The organism is Prochlorococcus marinus str. NATL2A, from assembly GCF_000012465.1.
GTDB classification, from domain to species: domain Bacteria; phylum Cyanobacteriota; class Cyanobacteriia; order PCC-6307; family Cyanobiaceae; genus Prochlorococcus_B; species Prochlorococcus_B marinus_B.
Map to the genome: position 1 here is coordinate 254,216 of NC_007335.2, position 21,734 is coordinate 275,949.

The following is a 21,734-nucleotide window of genomic DNA, read 5'->3' on the forward strand; positions in this document are numbered from 1 at the left end:
ATCTTGATTGGTCCATATGGATCTTACTTATCGGCCCCGTCGTCTTCGCAGAACAAACTCTTTAAGAGAGATGGTTCGAGAGAACACTGTCTCTGCTTCTGACTTTATCTACCCTCTTTTTGTTCATGAAGGGTCAGATACTCAAGAAATAGCCGCGATGCCAGGTACAAGTCGCTGGCCCATAGATGGATTGATTGATGAAGTTAAGCGTGCTTGGAATCTAGGTATTAGATGTGTCGTTATTTTCCCAAAAGTTCCTGACGAGCAAAAAACAGAAGATGGAGCTGAATGCTTTAATGAAAAAGGTTTAATACCAAGGACTATTGAAAGATTGAAAAAAGAGATACCGGAAATGTGTGTTATGACTGATGTTGCTTTAGATCCTTATTCTTGTGATGGTCATGATGGAATAGTTAGTGATGACGGGATAATTTTGAATGATGCAACTGTTAATTATTTGTGTAAACAAGCTGTTGTTCAGGCACGAGCTGGAGCAGATTTAATTGGCCCAAGTGACATGATGGATGGAAGAGTTGGAGCAATAAGAGAAGCCTTAGATGATGAAGGTTTTGAACATGTAGGAATAATTAGTTATACGGCAAAATATTCATCTGCATATTATGGACCGTTTAGAGAAGCTTTAGATTCTGCTCCTAGATCAATATCTAATAAGCCTATTCCGAAAAATAAAAACACCTATCAGATGGATCCAGCTAATGCTAGGGAAGCAATAACTGAAGCTCAGCTTGACGAACAAGAAGGATCAGACATTCTCATGGTTAAACCAGGTTTGGCTTACTTAGATATTATTTACCGTTTAAGAGAAGAATCAGAACTACCTATCGCTGCGTATAACGTAAGTGGGGAGTACTCGATGGTCAAAGCTGCTGCTCAAAGAGGCTGGATAGATGAAAGAGAAATTGTTTTGGAAACCTTATTGAGTTTTAAAAGAGCAGGAGCAAATCTGATCCTTACATATCACGCATGTGATGCCGCAGGATGGTTAAAAGAATAATAAAGTTGATTAAGAAAATTACTAAAATTTGACCTTCAATCAAAAGTAATGCAAAAAAAACAGTCTGAATTAAATATTGAAAGTGTTCATCGACTCGGTCATGTTGCTATAAGAGTTGAGGATGTCAACAGAGCTAAAAGCTTTTATATGGCCTTGGGAATGAAGCTCATATGGGATGATACTGATTGGTGTTACTTAGAGGCGGGGGATAGTAAAGATGGTTTAGCTTTACTTGGCCCTAGCTATAAAGCTGCTGGTCCTCATTTCGCATTTCATTTCACTAATAAAGATGAGATCAAGAGAATTCATGACTCTCTAAAAAAACAAGGGATCAAGGTTGGTGCTTTGCATGATCATCGAGATGGGACTTCTTCTTTTTATTTAAAAGATACAGAAGGTAATTGGTTAGAAATGCTTTATCACCCATCAACAGGAATACCAACAAATCAATAGACTTTAGCTAGACGAATGGGATTAACAAAAAATCATGATGATTCTAAAAAGACACAAATAATATCAGAGTCTTTGGATTTGCTTGAATGGCCAACTGTTTGTAGCCATTTGTCTACATTCGCTCTTACTCAACAAGGTCGTAAAAAATGTGAAAGCTTTGATTTGCCACGAAATCTATCTTTAAGCCAAGAGCTATTGTCCCAAACATTAGAAATTGGGTCATTAGATAGTTCTCTTAATGAAGGAATATCTTTTGATGGTGTTCATGATTTGGAAAATATACTTTTGATATGCTCCAAAGGAGGTATTGCTATTGGTGAGGATTTATTAAAAGTAGCTGATACTTTAAGAGCTGCTAGAAAATTACGAAAACTAATATTTGATCAAGTGATACGTCCACGACTTTCTGAATTACTCAAAGATGTTGCAACTTTACCAGATTTGCAAAAACTCCTCGAATTTGGGCTTGATGAAGGTGGGCGAATTGCAGATCGTGCTAGCCCAAAGCTTTCTGAATTACGACGTTATAGAAATTCCGTACGTCTTCAAAGAAAAGATATTCTTCAAGATATCATCCGGAAATATGGTGGATTACTTCAAGATAATATTATTTCAGAGAGGTATGGACGACCTGTTTTAGCTTTTAAGGCTGGGACTTCTGATCAAATCAAAGGAATGGTTCATGATAGTTCGGCCTCTGGGAACACGATATATGTCGAGCCCCAAGTTGTCATATCAATAGGAAATCGTTTAGCTAAGATAGATTCTGAAATCTCAGATGAAGAGAGGAGACTTTTAGCTGATTGGAGTAAAGAGGTTGGTCTTAATGCAATTGTAATAGCTCATTTAGTAGAGATCCTTTTGCAAATTGAGTTTGCATTGTCTCGAGCACGTTATTCTAAATGGCTTAATGGGGTCCCTGCAATTCTAGATCAAGAAGAACATTCACCCTTTGAGATCAAAGATTTTCGTCATCCTTTATTAGTATGGAATGACTTCTATGAGAAAAAGAATACAGTAGTTCCAACTAGTTTTGATGTCGCCCCTGATTTAAAAGTTGTTGCGATTACAGGCCCTAATACTGGAGGGAAAACAGTTGCTTTGAAAAGTATTGGTTTAGCAGTTTTAATGGCAAAAGCGGGGTTGCTTTTGCCATGTACAGGCTCACCAAGATTACCATGGTGTAAAAATGTTTTCGCTGATATTGGTGATGAGCAATCTTTACAGCAAAATTTGTCTACATTTAGCGGACATATTCTTCGTATAAGTCGAATACTCGACGCTATAGATGTGTTCCCTGGTACGACTCTCGTTCTTTTAGATGAAGTTGGAGCTGGAACTGATCCAACTGAAGGCACAGCATTGGCCATGGCACTCCTACAGGTAATGGCTAATAGAGCAAGATTAACTATCGCGACTACTCATTTTGGACAATTAAAAGCGCTCAAATATAGTGATTCAAGATTTGAAAATGCTTCAGTTTCTTTTGATAGTGAAACTATACAACCAACTTTTCATTTGCAATGGGGAATTCCTGGTCGAAGTAATGCAATTGAAATTTCAAAGAGACTTGGTCTCGATGAGCAAGTAATTATAAGTGCTCAAAAATTTATCAATCCTGAAAGGGTTGATAATGTTAATCAAGTTATTCAAGGCTTAGAAAAACAACGCGAGCGTCAGCAATCAGCAGCTGAAGATGCTGCTGCATTATTGGCTAAAACCGAATTACTACATGAGGAATTACTTAATAGTTGGCAGAAACAACGTCAACAATCGGAAGAGTTTAATGAACAAGGAAGGTTTAAATTGGAGTCATCAATTCGTGAAGGTCAAAAAGAAGTTAGACATTTAATTAAACGCTTGCGCGATCAAAACGCTAGTGGTGAGACAGCAAGAATTGCCGGTCAACGATTACGGCAAATAGAAAAGGGATATCGAAACGACAAGCGAATTAACCACACACAGAGTTGGACACCAAAGATTGGGGAAAAAGTTAGATTGTCTTCTATTGGTAAAGCAGGTGAAATAATTTCTTTTTCAGATGATGGAATGCAATTAACAGTGCTATGCGGCGTATTTCGAAGCAAAGTCAATTTAACCGAAGTTGAAAGTCTTGATGGTCAAAAGGTCGAAATAAACCAAAGTGTGCAAGTAAAAACTTCGCAGGTAAGAAAGAATTTATCTTTAGTAAGAACTAAAAAAAACACCTTAGATGTAAGAGGGTTACGCGTTCATGAAGCCGAGGGGGTAATTGAAGAAAAATTGAGAAATTGTTCCGGAGCTTTATGGGTTATTCATGGAATTGGTTCTGGAAAACTGAAAAAAGGTTTGAGGAAATGGTTTGATTCACTTCCATATATTGAAAAAGTAGCCGATGCTGAACCTCATGATGGCGGCCCTGGATGTAGCGTTGTGTGGATGGTTGATTGAAATTGAGGTGAAATTTATAAACAGTGTTTTCAGTTCTTTAATTTAGCAAGGATGAATGTAAGAATTATTATTTAGTTAATTGATTAAAGATATTTCTAAATGCAATTTATTGATCAGGCTATTATTGATGTCAAAGCAGGTTCGGGTGGTGATGGGATCTCTGCTTTTAGAAGAGAAAAGTATGTTCCCGCAGGTGGCCCTGCGGGTGGAGATGGAGGACAAGGAGGAAATGTTGTTTTAGAGGCTGATGATAATTTGCAAACTCTGTTGGATTTCAAATTTCAGAAATTAATTTCTGCGGAGAATGGCCAACGCGGTGGTCCCAATAAATGCACTGGAGCATCAGGAAAAGACACTGTACTTAAAGTTCCATGCGGAACAGAGGTAAGGCATCTCTCTACAAATATTATTCTTGGTGATTTAACTAATAAAGGCCAACAACTTATTGTCGCGTTTGGTGGGAAAGGAGGTTTCGGGAACGCTCGCTATTTATCAAATAGCAATAGAGCTCCAGAAAAATTTACTGAAGGGAAAGTAGGTGAAGAATGGTCATTGCAATTGGAATTAAAACTTCTAGCAGAAGTAGGAATTATTGGTTTGCCCAATGCAGGTAAAAGTACTTTGATTTCTGTACTCTCCTCTGCAAGACCAAAGATTGCTGATTATCCATTTACAACTTTAATTCCAAATCTCGGAGTAGTAAGAAGACCCTCAGGAGATGGAACAGTTTTTGCGGATATTCCTGGTTTGATTTCTGGAGCCTCAAAAGGTATTGGATTAGGGCATGATTTTCTTCGGCATATTGAACGAACAAAGGTTTTGCTTCATTTAATTGACTCAGCATCAACGGACCCGATAAATGATTTCAAAACCATTAATGAGGAATTAACGTCTTACGGTCATGGTTTGATTTCTAGGCCTAGAATTTTTGTTCTGAATAAAAAAGAACTATTAAATGAGAATGAAATTAAAAAACTTCTAAATAAAATTGAGAAAATGACTATGAAAAAGGTACATATAATCTCTGCAGTAACGAAATTTGGTCTGGATGATTTGTTGAGTTCTATTTGGAACGAACTTGGATATTAATTAATTGTTATGAGTGAATCATACCTACTTGTCTTACAGTTGTTTCTTGGTCATAACTAAAGAGAGTTATTAAAATTATGGATTTTTACAGTTGTTTTGATGGACAAGGAGAAATTATTGCTCGCTGCCAGACAGATCAAGATATTAATGTTCTGAAGAAAATGGGTAGACCAATCGCTGAAGTACGTCACATGAAAAATGAGGAGGCAGTTGTTTGCTCTTTAACTGGAAGTCCTTCAGATTTTAATATGGATTATTAATAGGATCTAATAGACCAAAAAAGGGAGGCTATAGCCTCCCTTTTTTGGTCTATTAATTGTTTTTAAATATTAATCGTCGTATACCAAGCACTCAGGTTCGTCAGGGTTGGCGTCGCAGAAGAGTTCCAGAGCATTTGGGTCATGCTTGTCTTCAGGATGATGCTCTTTATATTCCTTGAGAGAATTAAGTTCATCTTCTAAATGATGGAGCTTGGAATCATTACCCTGAGCTTTTGCTTCTTGGATCTCGGATTCATCCTTTTTAATATGCTCGTCAATAGTTTTCATAGCGTCTTTTAGGAGCAGGATCGTTTGACTAACACATTAATTATGACGGAGGAATATTGCACGTGGATTGTAAATTTGGTTGGATTTCCTCACCATTCCCTGACTTAAGACCTACAAAAATTATCTTTGTGTGGGTTTTCTCTTTGAATTGACAATTGGTTGATTTATTCAAATATCTGATACTTTTAGCTTTCTTTGGCTTTCTAAATAATCAAAAACGCTTTTATCTCCTATATCAGCTTCTGCTGGAAGGTTGAATTTCCTTATTCCCATTGATAGCAATAGCAATGACGACACAACTAGTGTTGCAAAAGTAAAACTTTCATTGGCTAATTCAGTTAAATATCCAATTAAAGCTATTGGAATAAAAATCGTTATCCCTATTGCTTCAATTCTTCTGAAACAAAAAAACTCTTTGAAACCGATCCCAGTTAAAGAAGCAAAAAGTGGACCGACAAGTAATATCGATTTTGGATTTTCTCTGAGACCATATATTAAATTTGTTACTCCAAAATGATATAAAAGTATCAACAATCCAATACAACCAAGTACCCAGAAAATTGTTAGTGTTTGATGTAAAGGTCTTAAATATATATGTATCCACTTAAGACTTAAACCTATACTTATTGCCATGCATAATAGCCAAATCCATATTTGATTAGATCCATTGAAAAACCATTGAGCTATTCCTATTGAAAAGAATAATCCGCAGAAAAGAATTGACAATCGGTAAAATAAAACTTCTTTTTTATCATTAGAAGTAACTATGAAGTCTCCATAGACTCCTTTAATAGGATTTGAGGATGTAAAGTAAGAATTTTCTTCTTTCATAGTTGATAATTAATTGTTGATAGTTGTTGTAATATCATCTCCTTTAGGAATAATACTACTTGGATTTAAAGGAAATAAAGCTCCAAAATAATCTTTTCTCCAAGCATCAACATCACATGTTTTTTTAATATTGTACATATTGAAAATCTTTTTTCTCCATTTAATTATATGTGGGAAAGATTCAATTGGTTTATTACTACATTTAAATAGTGGGTAATAGATTGCTTCCCATCTAATAAGAGTAGGGAAAAGTCTTATATCAGCAATTGAAAGATTCTTTCCACAAAGCCAAGGACCATTTGATTTAAGATGTTCTTCTATAATATTTAGAGCTGAGAACAAGTTGTTAGAAGCTTTTTCATAAGCTTTTTGATTTCTAGCAAATCCACATTTATAAACTCCATTATTAACATTTTCTTGAATTAAATTCTGCCAGTTAATTATTTCTTTTTTATATTTGCTTGGGTTAAGGTCTATTTCTTGATCGTATATAGGCCAGTTATTTAATATTTCGACAAGCTCAGCACTTTCATTGTTTATAAGTCTTAATTTTGATTCCGGTTCCTTACCAGGATCGAAAAGCATTGGTACTGTTGCTCTCCTTGATTGATAATTTCCGCATTTTTGATAAAGCTCTTGAAGGGTTTTGCACCCTTTTATTGGTGGATCTAATCTCCATCTTCCTCCCTCTTCGTCTACTTGAGCAATGTGAAGATTGATCGATTTCTTTAATCCTTTTATCTCGTGAATTATCCATGCTCTATGCGCCCAAGGACAACTTCTTCCAATAATTAAACCTGGCATTTGATTTGACGCTCTATTCTTTAAATCCTCCTTGGTCGGGATTTGAATTTGTTGTTGAATATTTATTGGCCTCTTGTAGTTTCCATTGGAATCTGATGGCGCAAGACCATTCATTAATATTTTCCATTCAAAACTCCATATGTCTCTCGCAGCTTTTACAAATATTGGTGGTATAGCCATGAATTTCTTTTAAGATTATTTTTATCTATGGGTTTATTGCTTAATGAAGCAGCTACAAGTACTGCTAGTGGCTGGTACGCATGGTAATGAAATAAATGGCATTTGGCTTTTTGATGAATGGAAAAAATCATCGTTTTTAATAAATACTCACGGGATTAAAACCTTTAAGGTAATTGGAAACCCTGAGGCTAAAAAGGCTGGGAAAAGATATATTCATCATGATTTGAATCGTAGTTTCAAAGAAGAATCATTCATCAAAATCAACCCTTTAAATTGTGAGAGAACTAGAGCAAGTGAGTTAGTAAATCTTTACGGTGAAGCTGGAGAAAACCCTTGTCAAATAGCATTAGATTTTCATACAACTACTGCCTCCATGGGGAGTTGCATAGTTGTTTATGGGAGAAGAGATGCAGATTTGGCTTTGGCTTCTTTGATTCAAAATCAATTAGGTTTACCGGTATATCTCCACGAATCTGATCAAAAGCAAACAGGTTTTTTAGTTGAATCTTGGCCTTGTGGACTTGTCGTAGAAATTGGCCCCATTGGACAAGGCCTATTGAATTCGAGAATTATTTCGCAAACAAAATTGATTCTCGAGACTTTGATGGAACAAATTCATGAGGTTAAGAACTTAAATCTATTTTTTCCTAATAAGTTAATAATTCACAGACATATTAAAAGTATCGATTTCCCAAGAGATGAAGAGGGCAATATTGATGGATATGTGCATTCTTTAAGGCAATCAAAGGATTGGCAAGAATTAAAGAAAAATGATGAATTGTTTTGTAAGTTGAATGGTGAAATAATTAGGTTTGAGGAAGATGAACCCTATATTCCTGTATTTATAAATGAAGCAGCGTATGTGGAAAAAAATATCGCTATGAGTTTTACCAAAAGAGAATTATGGAATTTCAAAAAAGAATGGAAACAAGCACTTATTGATCTAATACATCAGAAGTGAGTTCTCTCGCTCCAATAAATAATTGCCCCTTGAGCTTCCAATTCATATTTTCTGTGACGAGCATCACTTAGAGGAACTCTTTCTTCAAGCCTATGCCCATTAATTAGCCACTTGATTAGAACCAATTCGCGACCTCAAAGCCAAATATGAAGAGAATCTTAAGACTCTCTTGGCGCGTAAAGAGCTCAAACTACTGATTCTCTTCATAAATTGTCCTACATTTTACTCACAGAAGGGTGCATTCTCCTTTATTATCACGTCTGGCAGTCTAATTAGCTGCTCTTATTTATTCGTCCCTTTAGGGACTTACACATTCGTCCTCATGACCACCATTCAGCAGCAGCGTTCTTCGTTGCTCAAAGGTTGGCCACAATTCTGCGAGTGGGTTACTTCCACCAACAACCGTATCTATGTCGGTTGGTTCGGTGTTTTGATGATCCCTTGCCTTCTTGCGGCAACAACTTGTTTCATCGTTGCATTTATCGCTGCTCCTCCAGTTGATATCGACGGTATCCGTGAGCCAGTAGCTGGTTCATTCATGTATGGAAACAACATCATTTCTGGTGCTGTTGTTCCTTCAAGTAACGCTATCGGCCTTCACTTCTACCCAATCTGGGAAGCAGCAACTCTTGATGAGTGGCTATATAACGGTGGCCCTTACCAGCTTGTAATCTTCCACTTCCTTATCGGTATCTCTGCATACATGGGACGTCAGTGGGAGCTTTCATACCGTTTAGGTATGCGCCCATGGATCTGTGTTGCTTACTCAGCTCCTGTATCAGCAGCTTTCGCTGTATTCCTTGTTTACCCATTCGGTCAGGGTTCATTCTCTGATGGTATGCCTCTAGGAATTTCTGGAACATTCAACTTCATGTTCGTTTTCCAGGCTGAGCACAACATCTTGATGCACCCATTCCATATGGCTGGTGTAGCAGGTATGTTCGGTGGTGCTTTGTTCTCTGCAATGCATGGTTCTTTGGTTACTTCATCACTTATCCGTGAGACCACAGGACTTGATTCACAGAACTACGGTTACAAGTTTGGACAAGAAGAAGAGACATACAACATCGTTGCAGCTCATGGCTACTTCGGTCGTTTGATCTTCCAATATGCAAGCTTCAACAACAGCCGTAGCCTTCACTTCTTCTTGGCTTCATGGCCAGTGATTTGTGTTTGGTTGACATCTATGGGCATCTGCACCATGGCGTTCAACTTGAACGGTTTCAACTTCAACCAGTCTGTAGTTGATACTTCAGGCAAGGTTGTACCAACCTGGGGTGACGTACTTAACCGTGCAAACCTTGGTATGGAAGTAATGCACGAGCGTAATGCTCACAACTTCCCACTTGACCTAGCAGCTGCTGAGTCTACTTCTGTAGCTCTTGTTGCACCTGCAATCGGTTAAGTCTTTAACTTGATTTTCTTAAAGCCCTCTTTTTGAGGGCTTTTTTTTTGACCTTTTTTTGTTCTATGCATTACTTGAGTGGTTTATTTTTTAGCAAGTATTGATTAACATTTTGTAGATAGGTTTATTTATGGGAAGTAGTTTCGGAAAACTTTTTACTATCAGCTCCTTTGGCGAATCTCACGGAGGTGGTGTTGGTGTAATTATTGATGGATGTCCTCCAAGGTTGGAGCTCGACATTAACGAGATACAAAATGATCTCAATCGAAGGAGGCCAGGACAAAGCAAAATAACTACTCCAAGAAACGAAAGTGATGAAGTTGAAATTCTTAGTGGTCTTTTAGGTAATAAAACCTTAGGAACACCAATTGCCATGGTTGTAAGAAATAAAGATCATCGGCCTAAGGATTATTCTGAAATTAAAAAAACTTTTAGGCCATCTCATGCTGATGCTACATATCAGAAAAAATACGGAATTCAGGCTTCAAGTGGCGGAGGGCGTGCATCAGCAAGAGAAACAATAGGTAGAGTTGCCGCGGGTTCTGTTGCAAAGCAACTTCTAAATAAGTCTGCTAAAACGGAAATACTCGCTTGGGTAAAGAGAATTCATGATATTGAGGCTGAGATTCATCCGAGTGAAGTTACTTTTGATGAGATTGAGAAAAATATTGTTCGATGTCCAAATCAGTCAGCTGCAGATTTAATGATTCAGAGAGTGGAGGCTTTTGGTAAAGAAGGAGACTCATGTGGTGGAGTAATAGAATGTGTTGTTCGGAATCCGCCAATAGGGATTGGTATGCCTGTTTTTGATAAGTTAGAAGCTGATTTAGCAAAGGCATTAATGTCTTTGCCTGCCACTAAAGGTTTTGAGGTGGGATCTGGTTTCGGAGGTACTTATTTGAAAGGCAGCGAACATAATGATCCTTTTTTGCCATCCGATTCCAATCAATTGAAAACTGCCACTAACAATTCAGGCGGAATTCAAGGAGGTATCAGTAATGGTGAGGATATAGTCCTGAGAGTAGGTTTTAAACCAACAGCAACTATTAGGAAAAGTCAAAAGACAATTGATGAGGATGGTAATGCAATAACTCTCAAGGCGACAGGAAGACATGATCCTTGTGTTTTGCCGAGGGCAGTTCCAATGGTTGAAGCAATGGTTGCGCTAGTTTTAGCTGATCATTTACTAAGGCAAAGAGGCCAATGTCCTGACTAATTCTCAAATAAATGATTATTTAAGATACAATGCTAGCCAAGGAATATATTGTTGATTTTTAGAATAGATTATCAGTAATCCTTTAGCCATATCTCTAGATCTTTATCAGGTGTTTGATTTCGCAATTCTCTTCCTATCACCAAAGCATCATATCCACTTTGTAGGAATTTTTTTAAATGCTTACTTTTAATTCCACCTGCACCAATAAAAAAAATATCCTTTTTTTTAAAGTCTTTTAATTCATTTATAAAGTTAATTCCTAATTTTGATGCTGGAAATATTTTTACAATTTTATATCCTAGATCGATTGCCTCTTTGAAATTTTCAATATTTGATATCCCTGGAATAACTAATTGATTGTATTCAATGGCTTGTATATGAATTTCTTTATTAAAGAATTGACTCATCGAATAATTAACATCTAATGAGAGAAGTGATTCTAAAGATTGCCTTGAAGAAATTGATGCAACACCAATATTAATTGATTTGAATCTTTTTTTTATTTCTAATATTAAATTTACCCATTCTGGATTGGAATCCCACCCTATTTCAATATTTTTTATACCGAAATTAGACAATTTCTCAATTTTAGAAAGTAAATTTTCCTTTTTTTTTGAGAGATTAAAAAAATTATGTTCAAGTCTAATTACAACTATAAGCGGCTGTATCCTAAGAGTTTTTTTTAAATAGTTTTGCTTAGCTTCCAAGAATTATATTTTTCAACTAAGCATATTCAGCAACTTTAACTTCATGGCGAATTAACAAATCCTGGAACTCTAGAGAATCAACTGTCTCAGTTTCCATAAGCATTGCTGTTAACTCCTCAAGTACTTGACGATTGTCGTTTAAAGCCTTTTTAGCTCTTTCGTATGCAATCTCAACAAGAACTGAAACTTCTGAATCAATTGTTGCTGCTGTATCTTCAGAAAAATCTCTTTCTGCAGAGATGTCTCTACCAAGGAACATCCCACCCTGCGAACGTCCTAAAGCTACTGGTCCCAACTTGTCACTCATACCAAATTTGGTAATCATTTGCCGTGCAACTGAAGCTACTTGCTTTAGATCATTTGATGCTCCTGTGGTTACTTCGTCTTCTCCATAAATGATTTCCTCTGCAACTCTTCCTCCAAGAGCAACAGCCATTTGATTTTGTAGGTAAGACCTTGAATAAAGTCCAGATTCCATTCTTTCTTCACTTGGCGTGAAAAAAGTTAATCCTCCAGCTCCACCTCTTGGAATGATTGAGATCTTTTGCACAGGGTCATAATCAGGCATCACAGCACCAACTACTGCATGGCCAGCTTCATGATAAGCAACTAATTTTTTACGTTTTTCACTAATCACTGAGTCTTTCTTCTCAGGACCTACCATTATTCTCTCGATTGCATCACTGACCTCATCGTTACTGACTTCTGTTAATTCTCTTCTGGCAGCCAATATGGCAGCTTCATTTAATAGATTTGCTAAATCTGCCCCAGTAAATCCAGGGGTCCTTCTCGCTACTTGATCAAGGTCAACTGCCTTTGAAAGTGTTTTACTTTTTGCATGAACATTCAGTATTTGCAATCTCCCTGAGTAATCAGGTCTGTCAACAGTTACTTGCCTGTCAAATCTTCCTGGTCTCATGAGTGCTGAGTCGAGCACATCAGGTCTATTTGTAGCTGCAACAATAATTATTCCTGAGTTTCCCTCAAATCCATCCATTTCAGTTAGCAGTTGATTTAGCGTTTGCTCTCTTTCATCATTACCTCCTCCAAGTCCTGCGCCACGCTGACGACCAACAGCATCTATTTCATCAATAAAAACTATACAAGGAGCATTCTTTTTAGCTTGTTCAAAAAGGTCTCTGACTCTGCTCGCACCAACGCCAACAAACATCTCTACAAACTCAGATCCAGATATGGAAAAGAATGGAACTGAAGCTTCACCTGCAACTGCCTTTGCAAGCAAAGTTTTACCTGTCCCTGGAGGTCCAACCAATAAAACACCTTTAGGAATTTTTGCTCCTACAGCTGTGAAGCGATCAGGATTTTTTAAGAAATCAACTACTTCAGTAAGTTCAAGCTTTGCACCTTCAATTCCAGCAACATCTCCAAAAGTAACTTTTGTTTCAGGCTCCATTTGAAGTCTTGCTTTACTCTTCCCAAAATTCATTGCTGGGTTTCCACCACCACCAGAACCTGCTCTTCTAAATAGAAAAAATAGACCTCCTAATAAAAGAATTGGAAAAATTAAGCTAGTAGCAGCTTGCTGTAAAGGATTCGCTTGAGTAGTTGGTTGTACGGCAATATCGACGTCATTATCAGTAAGTAATTGGAGTAATTGTTGATCAGGAGCCAAATTGACTAAAGCCCTGTTCCCATCACTTTCAACAATTTGAGCAGTTCCTTTATCTGGAGAAATAAGAACCCTGCTTATTTGCTTCTCTTGAACAGCTTCTATGAAGTCACTGTATCTGAGTGTTCTAGATGACTTTGTCGGGCTTGGCTTATCGAAAAAAGCACTTCCAACAAAAATCACAACTACAACAATTAGGACATAAAGACCAATGTTTCTCCAGCGTTTGTTCAATGTTCTTTTATATCTACAAAGAGTTTAATAGGAATAGGTCCAACTATGCGGCTCTTAGTACATCAACGACGCTTTTAAATGCAAACCATTCAGGAATTTCTTCTCCACTTCTGAGCATTTTTCTGAATTGAGTGCCACTCAATTTTTTTATGTGTAATCCTTTTTCTTTAGCATAATCGGCGGTTACATAGCCTTCCTCCTCTGTAAATACAAGATTTAGAGATGGAACTGTTTGCATTTCTAATTCTTGGCAGCACTCGTTTGCAAAATTTTGAGCATCATATGGACCATAAAAATCTTCACCATCTAGAGAGGACTTACAGCCGGCCATATCTCTTCCGATAATAAAATGAGTACATCCATAATTCCTTCTGATAATCATGTGCTGCAAAGCCTCTCTTGGCCCAGCCATATGCATCGAATAAGGAAGGTATGACCACCTAATTTTTGGATTATTGACTTCAGAGGCAAGTTTTTCATAGGTTTGAAATCTTACTGATCCAGGGATGTCATCTTCTTGAGTTGGTCCACAAGTTGGGTGAACAAGAACAACTCCATTTTTACTGACATTATTGGCTTCTAAGGCTCTTGTAAAAAGCTCATAATGGGCTCTATGAATTGGATTTCTGCACTGGAATGCGACTACATCTTCTCCAGAAGGAAGGTTCTCTCTTACTTGAGCAGGAGTTTGGCAAGTAAAAACTCTTTTAGGTAATTCTAAACCTTTTATTGAGCCTCCTAAATAATATTTTTTCCTCTCCATAGATATCATTCTTACTGCAGGATGCTCCAAAGAAGTTGTTCCATAGCAAAATTTGGCTTCAATAACTTTGTCAGGAGTCCATTTTTCTTGTATTTCTAAAATTGCTAGTTCTTGATCTTTGTAATTGAGTAGAACTGAATCTCCTGGATTTATATCTTCTCTATCTGTATCCATCACAATCGGCAAACCAAAAAGCAAACCTGATTCAAGTCGATTTTGTTTAACGACTGAGTTGTAATTTTTCTCATTCATGAACCCATTTAAAGGAGAAAAAGCACCTATCAAAAGAAGTTCAATATCACAAGCATTTCTATCAGAACAATTTAAAGTTTTAAAAGAATTTTTTTTTAACTCTTTTGCTTCTTGATCAGAAGCCATTAGGTTTATAAGTTCTCCACCATAAGGTTTGATTAAACCTGCGAGATTTTTATTAGAACTTTGCTTGCTAGTCATTTTCTCTTTAAGTAACCGGGAAATTCTCCCAGATAGGGGGCCCATATTTAAGAAATTGTTTTCATTAAATTCAACCAAAAAAAAAAGAGGGTTTTAACCCTCTTTTTTATTGATTAAGATGATTATTTTTTAGGCTTTGCGACCATAGAAGATACCTTTGATTTTGATATCAACAGGATCTTTTGATCCAAGGTCATTGTCTGAAGGTTGGATAGCAACAAATTGGCCACCAAATTCATTAGTGTCTGCATCAACACTATCGACAGTAAGTGTTATTTCACCTTTACCGCCAAGATCATCTTTAACATTTTCTCTGGCAAGATCCTCATCATCACCACCACGAGCAATGAGAGCTTGAGCATATTCAACACCGGTTGATTTAGCGCGACTCTTTGGATCAAGAAAGTCTGCAGATCTATAGCTTGGAGTTGTTGTTGGACCTGAAAATTCAGCTCCTGGCTCAATTGATTTTCCTTTTTTGGATTCAGCAACCATCTCTTTAACAGAGAATGCAAAAGGAAATTCCTCTCCATTTGGAGCTAGAACTGTAATTAGAGAGAAGTCAATACCACCTTTTTCAGTGAATTTCCCTCCGGAAAGATCTCCATAAACTTCATCAAGACTTGTATTGAAGCGAGGACTGATGATTTTTGCAATTGCAAAATCAGATTTATTTCGCTTGTTACCTGGAAGTTTTACTGAAACTTCTGTTGGCTGAAGGCATAAGCTTTTAAATTGACCATCAGCATTAATAGAACCCGATGAACCCGCTGGTAAAACAGTGCAAGCATCAGCTTGGCCAGTATTAACAACATTGCCAAAACGAGCATTACCTTGCTCGCGCCCTTTTAAAGCTGCAGATGCGCTTGATGGGAGAGTTGTAAAGGTGAGACAAAAAGCCAGCATCAAAGCCAGCAGAGGACGAAATCGCATGAGAGGGCTAGATGACTGCGGTCGAAACCGCCCAATTAATTCAGTTGGGATATTACAGGTCTCAAATACTTCTTTTCACAAGCATCTGACAGCTCTATACAACCCGTAGCTTTTGCTTTGATGGATTTAACACATCGATTTCATTCAAAACCCTTTTACAGCAGTCTTTTTTGGCGTTTAGACTCTGATTTTAGAAAAAAACAAATTCGAAAAATATCAATAAATTTTCTATTTTAAATTTCTAATTTCATCTAAAAGTTGATGGGATATTGCAAGTTTTGTTGAAAAAGATAAGTTTTTGACCATTTTTTTTGGACCTAACAAAAAACCACTGTTGAAGTTTTCATCAAATCCTTGCCCGGCTCTATCAATGGGATTGGCCATGAGAAGGTCACAACCTTTTGAAACCCTTTTCTTCTCTCCCTTTTCAATGATTTCATTATCACTGCCTGTCTCAGCAGCAAAACCAAGGAAAATTTGATTTTCTAATTTTTTTTTCGTTTGATTTTTGATTAGGTCTGATGTCATTTCTAAGTCATCGAAAACGGACTTTAAAAAAAATTCTTTAGAGATTTTTTTTTCACTGGGACTATTATTTTTGAAATCTGATACTGCTGCAGCCATAACGATGACCTGAGCAGATGGTTGTAAATCATCAATTTTTGCTCCCATTTCATTTGAACTTCTAACTGGATAAGTATTCAGTCCCTCAAGCAGATCTTGTTGAACGCTTACCGGGCCATGAACTAAATCGACCTCTGCACCTCTTAACTTTGCTGCTTGAGCTATCAAAACCCCCATCTTTCCACTGCTTCGATTGGTTAATTGTCTTGCGGCATCAAGAGCTTCGACAGTGGGACCAGCCGATATGAGAAACCTTATGTCCTTTAAATCTTTAGTGAGAAATTTATTTTCTGCATGGAAAATAAATGCACTTTCAGATGCCATTTCAATAATATCTAAATTGACCATTTTCCCATTACCAACTCTGTCGCAAGCTAAAAGTCCTGCACTAGGTTCGAGAGTAATAACTTGGTCAATAGTTTTAACGTAATTCCAATTCTTTTTTACTGATTGATTTTCCCACATCGAAGTATTCATGGCAGCAGCCATAACTATTTGAGATTGACTAGCTAAAAGAATGCTGGCTAAAAGTCCATCAGCACTTCCACTAGTAAATTTGGATAAGGATGTGGCGCTCAATGGTGCAACAATAATTAGTTCTGCCCACTCAGCCAAAGCAATGTGCAATGGCTTGGTTTGAGAGTCAGCCCATTGATCTTTATCTTGGTAACATTTATTTCTGCTTAAAGTAGACAAAGATAAGGGACTAACTAAATTAGTGGCGCTTTGCGTTATGACGCACTTGACCTCTGCACCAGCTTTAATTAGGCGGCTAACTAAAATAGGAGCTTTAACAGCTGCAATACTCCCCGTAACAGCAACTAATATTTTTTTTCCAGATAAAGAAGTCGAATTAATCATGATATTTTGATTTTATATCAAATAGACCTTGAAAGATATTTTTCAAATTTAAAATAAGCTGCATTTTTCGTATTAAAGGAAATTTGATTTTTTATATCTTTGATAAAAATAATTTATTTTTGCTTTATTAGATCTTTCATTTATTATATTTTTGTTAGAGAGTTAACTAATGAAAAAATCCTGAGGCAATTTTTTAACTTTTCTCTTATGACTCTAAGAATGCAGAAAACATTTTTATATAAATCATCTACAAAAATTGTTGATAGGTTAGCAAACTGGGCTGCAAATCCTTGGAGAAGATATTCATTGTTAGCAATAATTTTTTTAATAGGCTTTTTAGCAGGTAGTTCTCTAGGTATGATTAATGGTGTACTAGCGTTGATGGATCCTGTTGGAGCATTTATTGCTTTAATATTTTTGGAGTTACTAATTCAAGCTAGATTTGTATTTCTGAAGTCTAATAAACCAATAATACTAGTTAGGATCTTTGATATGTTCAGAATAGGATTAGCGTATGGACTTTTTTCAGAAGGTTTGAAACTATTATAAATCTATTCTAAATATAATTAATCTTTTTTATTTAACCCTAGTAAATACAACAAAGCCATTCTTGTTGGAATACCATTTTCTACTTGTTTACTTATAAGATTGATTGAATTATCTTCAACTAATCGATTACTTATTTCTACTCCTCTATTTACTGGTCCAGGATGAAGAACAGGAACTTTCTTTTCACACCATTTTAAACTTTCATGGGTTATCCCATATTGTACATAATAACTATCAAGATCAGTAAGCATATTTTGCTTCATTCTCTCTTTCTGTAATCGAAGTGTCATAACTGCATCACTATTTTTTAATGCGTCTTTTAGCGATCTTTTTATGAAAACAGAACCTCTCTTATTAATGGGATCAAAATTTTGCCCTAGCGGAGGATTCTGAACAAAATCAATGAATTCCTCTGGAAGAAGGCTTGGAGGTCCACATAGTGTTACCTCTGCTCCACATGCAGTTAGAGCCCAAAGGTTTGATCTGGCAACTCTAGAATGAAGGATATCTCCAACTATTGTAATTTTTTTATTTAAAAGACTATTAGTTGATGGTTCATTTGGATTAAAAAAAGTAGCAAGTGTAAATAGATCCAAAAGACCTTGACTTGGATGGCTATGAAATCCATCACCTGCATTGAGAATTGATGTATTGATGTTATTTATGTCAACGTAATTAGCTAACTCTGCGGGTACATTTGTTGACTCATGCCTAATTACTAAGATATCAGCCCCCATTGAGATGTATGTGAGAATAGTGTCTAAAGGAGTCTCTCCTTTGTTTAGAGAACTTGAAGATACAGAAAAATTTTGAACATCTGCAGATAGTCTCTTTGCTGCAAGTTCAAAGCTAGTTCTTGTCCTTGTACTGGGCTCGAAAAATAAATTGGCGATTAATCTTCCATGAAGAGCGGGAAGTTTTCTAGAACTTGATTTATGGACATCTTTAAATCTTGTTGTTAATTCTAAAACTGTTTTGTAATCCTCTAAAGAAAACGTAGATAAATCAAGAACGTGATTATGTTTCCAATTATTCATAATTCCTCAAATGTTGATGGTTCCCAACACTTATTTTTTGGAGGAATTCGATCACCTCTAACCCTTTTGCTAACACTTCTACTACTTTTAAGGTACCAACGCCAAGGTATATCTTTGGCTTGCGAAATGCCAATCCTTGTGGTCTGAACAATATTTCCCATTCTTGTTAAATTTTCTCCCTCTGATAACCAGAAATCATTTGCAGGTGACAAGTGTAAATTGTCAAAATTCTTATTTAATCCAAATCTTTTTGCCAATAATCCAGGCCCAGAGGCAATTCTCTCGTGTTCTCCTTTTATTGCTATCGATCTAAGAAGTACACCATTTGCCCAGTTTTTCTTACCAGTAACAATATTTACACAACTATTAATGCCATATGAAAGGTATATGTAAAAGTTACCCGGTTCACCAAAAAGGGTTTTGTTTCTTTGAGTTCTCCCTGAGAAGCCATGGCATGAAGCTTCTTCTTGAGAATAAGCCTCAGTTTCAACAATTACGCCGGCAAGATAGCTGTTTTTTGATAAGCGCTTAATTAAAAAACAGCCAATTAAGCTAGGTGCGACCATATGAGATGGCCTTGAAAAGAATTCTTTTGTAAGAAGTGAGATGTGTTTACTATGTCTTTTTTGTCCATAGTACTTACTAAATAATAGATTTCTCTATCTTGCTGATTAATCTTCCAACACTTAAAATTTCTTAAAAGGCATTCAAATGACAAAATGGTATACGAACTTATTTGCTTAAACGAAAGCACTAAGATCTTTTTGTAATAAGTCGTCCATTTCATTATCTAAAGATCTTGAAAATTTTCTAACATAACCATGACTAAAATTTCTTCATCTGATGTACGTAAGGTTGCACAGTTAGCTCGTTTAGAACTTCCAGAAGATCAAATAGAAACCTATACAGAGCAACTCGAAGAAATACTTTCTTATGTTGATCAACTGCAAGAAATAGATACTAAAAATATTCCTCCAACTACTAGAGCTGTAGAGGTGGTTAATGCAATGAGGGATGATTTAGTTGAAGTTAATTGCTCAAGAGAAGATCTTCTTAATCAAGCACCTCATAGGGAAGGTGATTTTTTTAGAGTTCCTAAAATACTTTAAATTCAGGAATTATCATTTACTTTCTGTTCTGATTCTAGTTTTATGAATTAATTTTATATATTTTCTCCTCCAATTGTTTTTCGGTAATATTCTTGCTATTGGTCTCATTTTACTTCTTCTTTCTTTATGGCTTCTGATTCCAAGTAAAACATCATAAAGAAAATTTAGACTATCTTTCTGAGTTTCAAAAATCCCCATTCTTTGAGGCGAACCTTTTTGATCTAAAAGTGGTTTTGTGGCTTCGTAAGCTGGTTTATATTCAAACCATGGAATAGAGGGCCATAAATGATGAACTAAATGATAATTTTGTCCCATTATTAGTAAGTTCATTAATTTACTTGGATAGACTCTTGCATTTTTCCATCTATTTCTAGACTGAAAAGGTCTATGAGGTAGATAATCAAAAAATATTCCTAAAGTGACTCCAACCATTAATGCTGGTCCGAACCATAAATTATAAATAACATTCATGAAATTGTATTTAATTCCGGCAATGACTATGCAAATAAATATTCCTCTTTCAATTCCCCATTGCATTAGTTCAAACTTTCTCCAAAGTTTTCGCTCAAAGAAAAAATATTCATGATAGAAAAATCTTGGAGCAATTAACCAAATAGGGCCAAAGGTGCTAACTATGTGATCTGGATCGTTTTTTGGGTCGTTAACGTATTTGTGATGCTCTAGATGAACTCTTGTGAAAACTGGGAAACTAAAACCTAGTAATATCGCTGACCCATGTCCCATAAATTGATTGATCCATTTATTTGGGTGGGCAGCATTGTGGCAGGCGTCATGAATAACAGTGCCTTCCATATGTAGAGCTAAAAAAGCTAATGCAACTAAAATTGGTAACGGCCAGTTCCCCTGATACCACTGCCAAACACTAACTATTGCAAGAAAATATCCACCAAAGAAAAGACCTAAAGTTACGTTTAAAGGCTTTGGCGGATCAAGATATTCTTGGATCTCATTTTGCCAGTCGCGTAATGACTTCAGTTTTTTCGTTGCCTTGTTTTTGTCAGACCTCGATAAGCACTGGGTCATTGCTTGATGTGATTGAAATTAATTGAGCTTATATAGCTTAATTAAAAAATGCCCACCGGGAGACTTGAACTCCCACGACATAAAGCCACTGGTACCTAAAACCAGCGCGTCTACCAATTCCGCCAGGTGGGCCAAAGGTTTTCACCGATTGTATATTGATTCTAGCAGCTCGTTGATGGCTATTTAAAGACTATTTTTGATTCGTGATCGTAAAAAGATTAATGTAATTTTTATATTTGTATACGAGACATTTGAAATTCTGGTTTTATGAAGCATGATTTTTAGTTGTTCAATAAGCCTTTATCACTACAAAACAAACTCATATTGAGAAAAATATGGTTATTTCTATTTCTGGCTACTTGTTTCTTTTTGTTGGGCTTTTGATATTGGCTTTACCTTTAATGCTTATGGAATTAAGTAGGCCAAGAGATTGGTTGATGGGCGGACTTTTTTTATTTTTAGGATTATTTCTGTTAGTGGAGAATGATCTTTTGAGAGGCTCAATAAATTTACTTGTTATTTCTATGGCAATTTTGTATGGAAAAATGATTTTAGAAATTATCCAAACTAGGTGGAATCAATTAAGCTCTGAAGAAAAAAAGCGAGTTGGATCTTTTCAGAGGTGGTTTGAATCTTTTAGACAGCTCGGTCAAAGTTTTGCTTTACTTGGAGCTGGCTTTTTTAATTTTTTTAAAGGCTTCACTACTAAATCTGAAAAACCGTTAAAAGAAAAAAAATGGGTTCATCCAGAATTGAAAGAAGAAGTCAAGAAGAAAGTAGTTGAAAGATCTACTTCAACTGATTCCAATAAGATCGGAAATCAAGAATTCGCTGAAAATGAAGAAACTTCTTGATAAG

23 protein-coding genes and 1 tRNA gene are annotated in these 21,734 nt (G+C 36.2%); 11 read left to right on the forward strand and 13 right to left on the reverse strand.

Translation table 11 applies throughout. The annotated features are described in order from the left end of the window. The first annotated feature begins 16 nt into the window (after positions 1-16). The 5 genes from hemB to PMN2A_RS01330 all read left to right on the forward strand — a co-directional run bounded on the left by hemB (position 17) and on the right by PMN2A_RS01330 (position 5,247). Entirely contained in the window at positions 17-1,015 is a 999-nt protein-coding gene (gene hemB / locus PMN2A_RS01310; protein ID WP_011294216.1) for a porphobilinogen synthase, read from the forward strand. A gap of 48 nt (positions 1,016-1,063) precedes the next feature. Beyond that, positions 1,064-1,468 carry a VOC family protein gene (locus PMN2A_RS01315; protein ID WP_011294217.1) on the forward strand — a complete coding sequence of 135 codons (405 nt, stop codon included), beginning with the start codon at positions 1,064-1,066 and terminating at the stop codon, positions 1,466-1,468. 15 nt (positions 1,469-1,483) lie between these two features. Continuing rightward, a complete protein-coding gene (locus PMN2A_RS01320) occupies positions 1,484-3,898 on the forward strand; it encodes an endonuclease MutS2 (protein ID WP_011294218.1) in 2,415 nt (804 codons plus the stop codon). 99 nt (positions 3,899-3,997) lie between these two features. Continuing rightward, the gene (gene cgtA / locus PMN2A_RS01325) at positions 3,998-4,987 is read left to right on the forward strand and encodes an Obg family GTPase CgtA (protein ID WP_011294219.1); all 990 of its coding nucleotides are present in this window, start codon (positions 3,998-4,000) and stop codon (positions 4,985-4,987) included. Between the two features lie 77 nt (positions 4,988-5,064). After that, positions 5,065-5,247, forward strand: coding sequence for a hypothetical protein (locus PMN2A_RS01330; protein WP_011294220.1), 183 nt, complete (start codon positions 5,065-5,067; stop codon positions 5,245-5,247). 69 nt (positions 5,248-5,316) lie between these two features. Here the strand turns inward: PMN2A_RS01330 and PMN2A_RS01335 are convergent, their stop codons facing one another. From PMN2A_RS01335 to PMN2A_RS01345, 3 genes are all read right to left on the reverse strand, one after another. Further along, a complete protein-coding gene (locus tag PMN2A_RS01335) occupies positions 5,317-5,535 on the reverse strand; it encodes a CP12 domain-containing protein (protein WP_011294221.1) in 219 nt (72 codons plus the stop codon). Positions 5,536-5,703: 168 nt separating this feature from the next. Then, positions 5,704-6,366 (reverse strand): DUF2301 domain-containing membrane protein, encoded by a 663-nt coding sequence (locus tag PMN2A_RS01340; RefSeq protein WP_011294222.1) that lies wholly within the window; start codon positions 6,364-6,366, stop codon positions 5,704-5,706. A 9-nt stretch (positions 6,367-6,375) separates the two neighbouring features. Continuing rightward, positions 6,376-7,350, reverse strand: coding sequence for a glutathione S-transferase family protein (locus PMN2A_RS01345; RefSeq protein WP_011294223.1), 975 nt, complete (start codon positions 7,348-7,350; stop codon positions 6,376-6,378). Between the two features lie 43 nt (positions 7,351-7,393). On the opposite strand from PMN2A_RS01345, the gene PMN2A_RS01350 reads away from it, so the two are divergent. Then, positions 7,394-8,311 carry an aspartoacylase gene (locus tag PMN2A_RS01350; RefSeq protein WP_011294224.1) on the forward strand — a complete coding sequence of 306 codons (918 nt, stop codon included), beginning with the start codon at positions 7,394-7,396 and terminating at the stop codon, positions 8,309-8,311. On the opposite strand, the gene PMN2A_RS10965 is transcribed toward PMN2A_RS01350, so the two are convergent. Beyond that, positions 8,302-8,436, reverse strand: a complete 135-nt coding sequence (locus PMN2A_RS10965; RefSeq protein WP_011295098.1) for a hypothetical protein — start codon at positions 8,434-8,436, stop codon at positions 8,302-8,304. The genes PMN2A_RS01350 and PMN2A_RS10965 overlap by 10 nt on opposite strands. Before the next feature lie 197 nt (positions 8,437-8,633). On the opposite strand from PMN2A_RS10965, the gene psbA reads away from it, so the two are divergent. Together psbA and aroC are read left to right on the forward strand one after the other, a co-directional pair. Next, positions 8,634-9,716 (forward strand): photosystem II q(b) protein, encoded by a 1,083-nt coding sequence (psbA, locus tag PMN2A_RS01355; RefSeq protein WP_011294225.1) that lies wholly within the window; start codon positions 8,634-8,636, stop codon positions 9,714-9,716. A 130-nt stretch (positions 9,717-9,846) separates the two neighbouring features. Continuing rightward, a complete protein-coding gene (aroC, locus tag PMN2A_RS01360; protein WP_011294226.1) occupies positions 9,847-10,932 on the forward strand; it encodes a chorismate synthase in 1,086 nt (361 codons plus the stop codon). Positions 10,933-11,003: 71 nt separating this feature from the next. On the opposite strand, the gene PMN2A_RS01365 is transcribed toward aroC, so the two are convergent. The 5 genes from PMN2A_RS01365 to coaBC all read right to left on the reverse strand — a co-directional run bounded on the left by PMN2A_RS01365 (position 11,004) and on the right by coaBC (position 17,137). Continuing rightward, entirely contained in the window at positions 11,004-11,639 is a 636-nt protein-coding gene (locus tag PMN2A_RS01365) for a bifunctional 4-hydroxy-2-oxoglutarate aldolase/2-dehydro-3-deoxy-phosphogluconate aldolase (RefSeq protein ID WP_011294227.1), read from the reverse strand. Between the two features lie 16 nt (positions 11,640-11,655). Continuing rightward, positions 11,656-13,503 (reverse strand): ATP-dependent zinc metalloprotease FtsH, encoded by a 1,848-nt coding sequence (gene ftsH / locus PMN2A_RS01370; RefSeq protein WP_011294228.1) that lies wholly within the window; start codon positions 13,501-13,503, stop codon positions 11,656-11,658. 43 nt (positions 13,504-13,546) lie between these two features. Then, the gene (gene sat, locus PMN2A_RS01375) at positions 13,547-14,719 is read right to left on the reverse strand and encodes a sulfate adenylyltransferase (protein WP_041711119.1); all 1,173 of its coding nucleotides are present in this window, start codon (positions 14,717-14,719) and stop codon (positions 13,547-13,549) included. A 129-nt stretch (positions 14,720-14,848) separates the two neighbouring features. Further along, positions 14,849-15,652 (reverse strand): photosystem II manganese-stabilizing polypeptide, encoded by an 804-nt coding sequence (locus tag PMN2A_RS01380; RefSeq protein ID WP_011294230.1) that lies wholly within the window; start codon positions 15,650-15,652, stop codon positions 14,849-14,851. Between the two features lie 228 nt (positions 15,653-15,880). After that, positions 15,881-17,137, reverse strand: a complete 1,257-nt coding sequence (gene coaBC, locus PMN2A_RS01385; protein ID WP_011294231.1) for a bifunctional phosphopantothenoylcysteine decarboxylase/phosphopantothenate--cysteine ligase CoaBC — start codon at positions 17,135-17,137, stop codon at positions 15,881-15,883. Positions 17,138-17,356: 219 nt separating this feature from the next. Here coaBC and PMN2A_RS01390 point away from each other — a divergent pair, with 219 nt between their 5' ends. Continuing rightward, positions 17,357-17,686 carry a DUF565 domain-containing protein gene (locus tag PMN2A_RS01390; RefSeq protein WP_225866315.1) on the forward strand — a complete coding sequence of 110 codons (330 nt, stop codon included), beginning with the start codon at positions 17,357-17,359 and terminating at the stop codon, positions 17,684-17,686. A gap of 17 nt (positions 17,687-17,703) precedes the next feature. On the opposite strand, the gene PMN2A_RS01395 is transcribed toward PMN2A_RS01390, so the two are convergent. After that, positions 17,704-18,723, reverse strand: coding sequence for an aspartate carbamoyltransferase catalytic subunit (locus tag PMN2A_RS01395; RefSeq protein ID WP_011294233.1), 1,020 nt, complete (start codon positions 18,721-18,723; stop codon positions 17,704-17,706). Next, a complete protein-coding gene (locus PMN2A_RS01400; protein ID WP_011294234.1) occupies positions 18,720-19,289 on the reverse strand; it encodes a DNA-3-methyladenine glycosylase in 570 nt (189 codons plus the stop codon). Before PMN2A_RS01400 ends, PMN2A_RS01395 begins: the two co-directional genes overlap by 4 nt. Positions 19,290-19,544: 255 nt before the next feature. Between PMN2A_RS01400 and gatC the strand changes: the two genes are divergently transcribed. Then, positions 19,545-19,832: an Asp-tRNA(Asn)/Glu-tRNA(Gln) amidotransferase subunit GatC gene (gatC, locus tag PMN2A_RS01405; RefSeq protein ID WP_011294235.1), complete on the forward strand. Its 288-nt coding sequence runs from the start codon at positions 19,545-19,547 to the stop codon at positions 19,830-19,832. A 12-nt stretch (positions 19,833-19,844) separates the two neighbouring features. On the opposite strand, the gene crtR is transcribed toward gatC, so the two are convergent. Further along, the gene (gene crtR / locus PMN2A_RS01410) at positions 19,845-20,876 is read right to left on the reverse strand and encodes a beta-carotene hydroxylase (RefSeq protein WP_011294236.1); all 1,032 of its coding nucleotides are present in this window, start codon (positions 20,874-20,876) and stop codon (positions 19,845-19,847) included. A 49-nt stretch (positions 20,877-20,925) separates the two neighbouring features. Further along, positions 20,926-21,008, reverse strand: a tRNA-Leu gene (locus tag PMN2A_RS01415). Between the two features lie 203 nt (positions 21,009-21,211). Here PMN2A_RS01415 and PMN2A_RS01420 point away from each other — a divergent pair. Continuing rightward, positions 21,212-21,730: a hypothetical protein gene (locus PMN2A_RS01420; RefSeq protein ID WP_011294237.1), complete on the forward strand. Its 519-nt coding sequence runs from the start codon at positions 21,212-21,214 to the stop codon at positions 21,728-21,730. Positions 21,731-21,734: the final 4 nt, after the last annotated feature.

Excerpts from the sequence above, each read along its gene's own strand:
- crtR (WP_011294236.1), bottom strand. The coding sequence starts at position 20,876 with ATGACCCAGTGCTTATCGAGGTCTGACAAAAACAAGGCAACGAAAAAA.
- psbA (WP_011294225.1), top strand. The coding sequence starts at position 8,634 with ATGACCACCATTCAGCAGCAGCGTTCTTCGTTGCTCAAAGGTTGGCCA.
- gatC (WP_011294235.1), top strand. The coding sequence starts at position 19,545 with ATGACTAAAATTTCTTCATCTGATGTACGTAAGGTTGCACAGTTAGCT.
- aroC (WP_011294226.1), top strand. The coding sequence starts at position 9,847 with ATGGGAAGTAGTTTCGGAAAACTTTTTACTATCAGCTCCTTTGGCGAA.
- PMN2A_RS01320 (WP_011294218.1), top strand. The coding sequence starts at position 1,484 with ATGGGATTAACAAAAAATCATGATGATTCTAAAAAGACACAAATAATA.
- PMN2A_RS01400 (WP_011294234.1), bottom strand. The coding sequence starts at position 19,289 with ATGGTCGCACCTAGCTTAATTGGCTGTTTTTTAATTAAGCGCTTATCA.
- PMN2A_RS01390 (WP_225866315.1), top strand. The coding sequence starts at position 17,357 with ATGCAGAAAACATTTTTATATAAATCATCTACAAAAATTGTTGATAGG.
- PMN2A_RS01350 (WP_011294224.1), top strand. The coding sequence starts at position 7,394 with ATGAAGCAGCTACAAGTACTGCTAGTGGCTGGTACGCATGGTAATGAA.
- PMN2A_RS01335 (WP_011294221.1), bottom strand. The coding sequence starts at position 5,535 with ATGAAAACTATTGACGAGCATATTAAAAAGGATGAATCCGAGATCCAA.
- PMN2A_RS01420 (WP_011294237.1), top strand. The coding sequence starts at position 21,212 with ATGGTTATTTCTATTTCTGGCTACTTGTTTCTTTTTGTTGGGCTTTTG.
- PMN2A_RS01345 (WP_011294223.1), bottom strand. The coding sequence starts at position 7,350 with ATGGCTATACCACCAATATTTGTAAAAGCTGCGAGAGACATATGGAGT.
- PMN2A_RS01315 (WP_011294217.1), top strand. The coding sequence starts at position 1,064 with ATGCAAAAAAAACAGTCTGAATTAAATATTGAAAGTGTTCATCGACTC.
- cgtA (WP_011294219.1), top strand. The coding sequence starts at position 3,998 with ATGCAATTTATTGATCAGGCTATTATTGATGTCAAAGCAGGTTCGGGT.
- PMN2A_RS01395 (WP_011294233.1), bottom strand. The coding sequence starts at position 18,723 with ATGAATAATTGGAAACATAATCACGTTCTTGATTTATCTACGTTTTCT.
- PMN2A_RS01340 (WP_011294222.1), bottom strand. The coding sequence starts at position 6,366 with ATGAAAGAAGAAAATTCTTACTTTACATCCTCAAATCCTATTAAAGGA.
- PMN2A_RS01330 (WP_011294220.1), top strand. The coding sequence starts at position 5,065 with ATGGATTTTTACAGTTGTTTTGATGGACAAGGAGAAATTATTGCTCGC.
- PMN2A_RS01380 (WP_011294230.1), bottom strand. The coding sequence starts at position 15,652 with ATGCGATTTCGTCCTCTGCTGGCTTTGATGCTGGCTTTTTGTCTCACC.
- hemB (WP_011294216.1), top strand. The coding sequence starts at position 17 with ATGGATCTTACTTATCGGCCCCGTCGTCTTCGCAGAACAAACTCTTTA.
- coaBC (WP_011294231.1), bottom strand. The coding sequence starts at position 17,137 with ATGATTAATTCGACTTCTTTATCTGGAAAAAAAATATTAGTTGCTGTT.
- sat (WP_041711119.1), bottom strand. The coding sequence starts at position 14,719 with ATGACTAGCAAGCAAAGTTCTAATAAAAATCTCGCAGGTTTAATCAAA.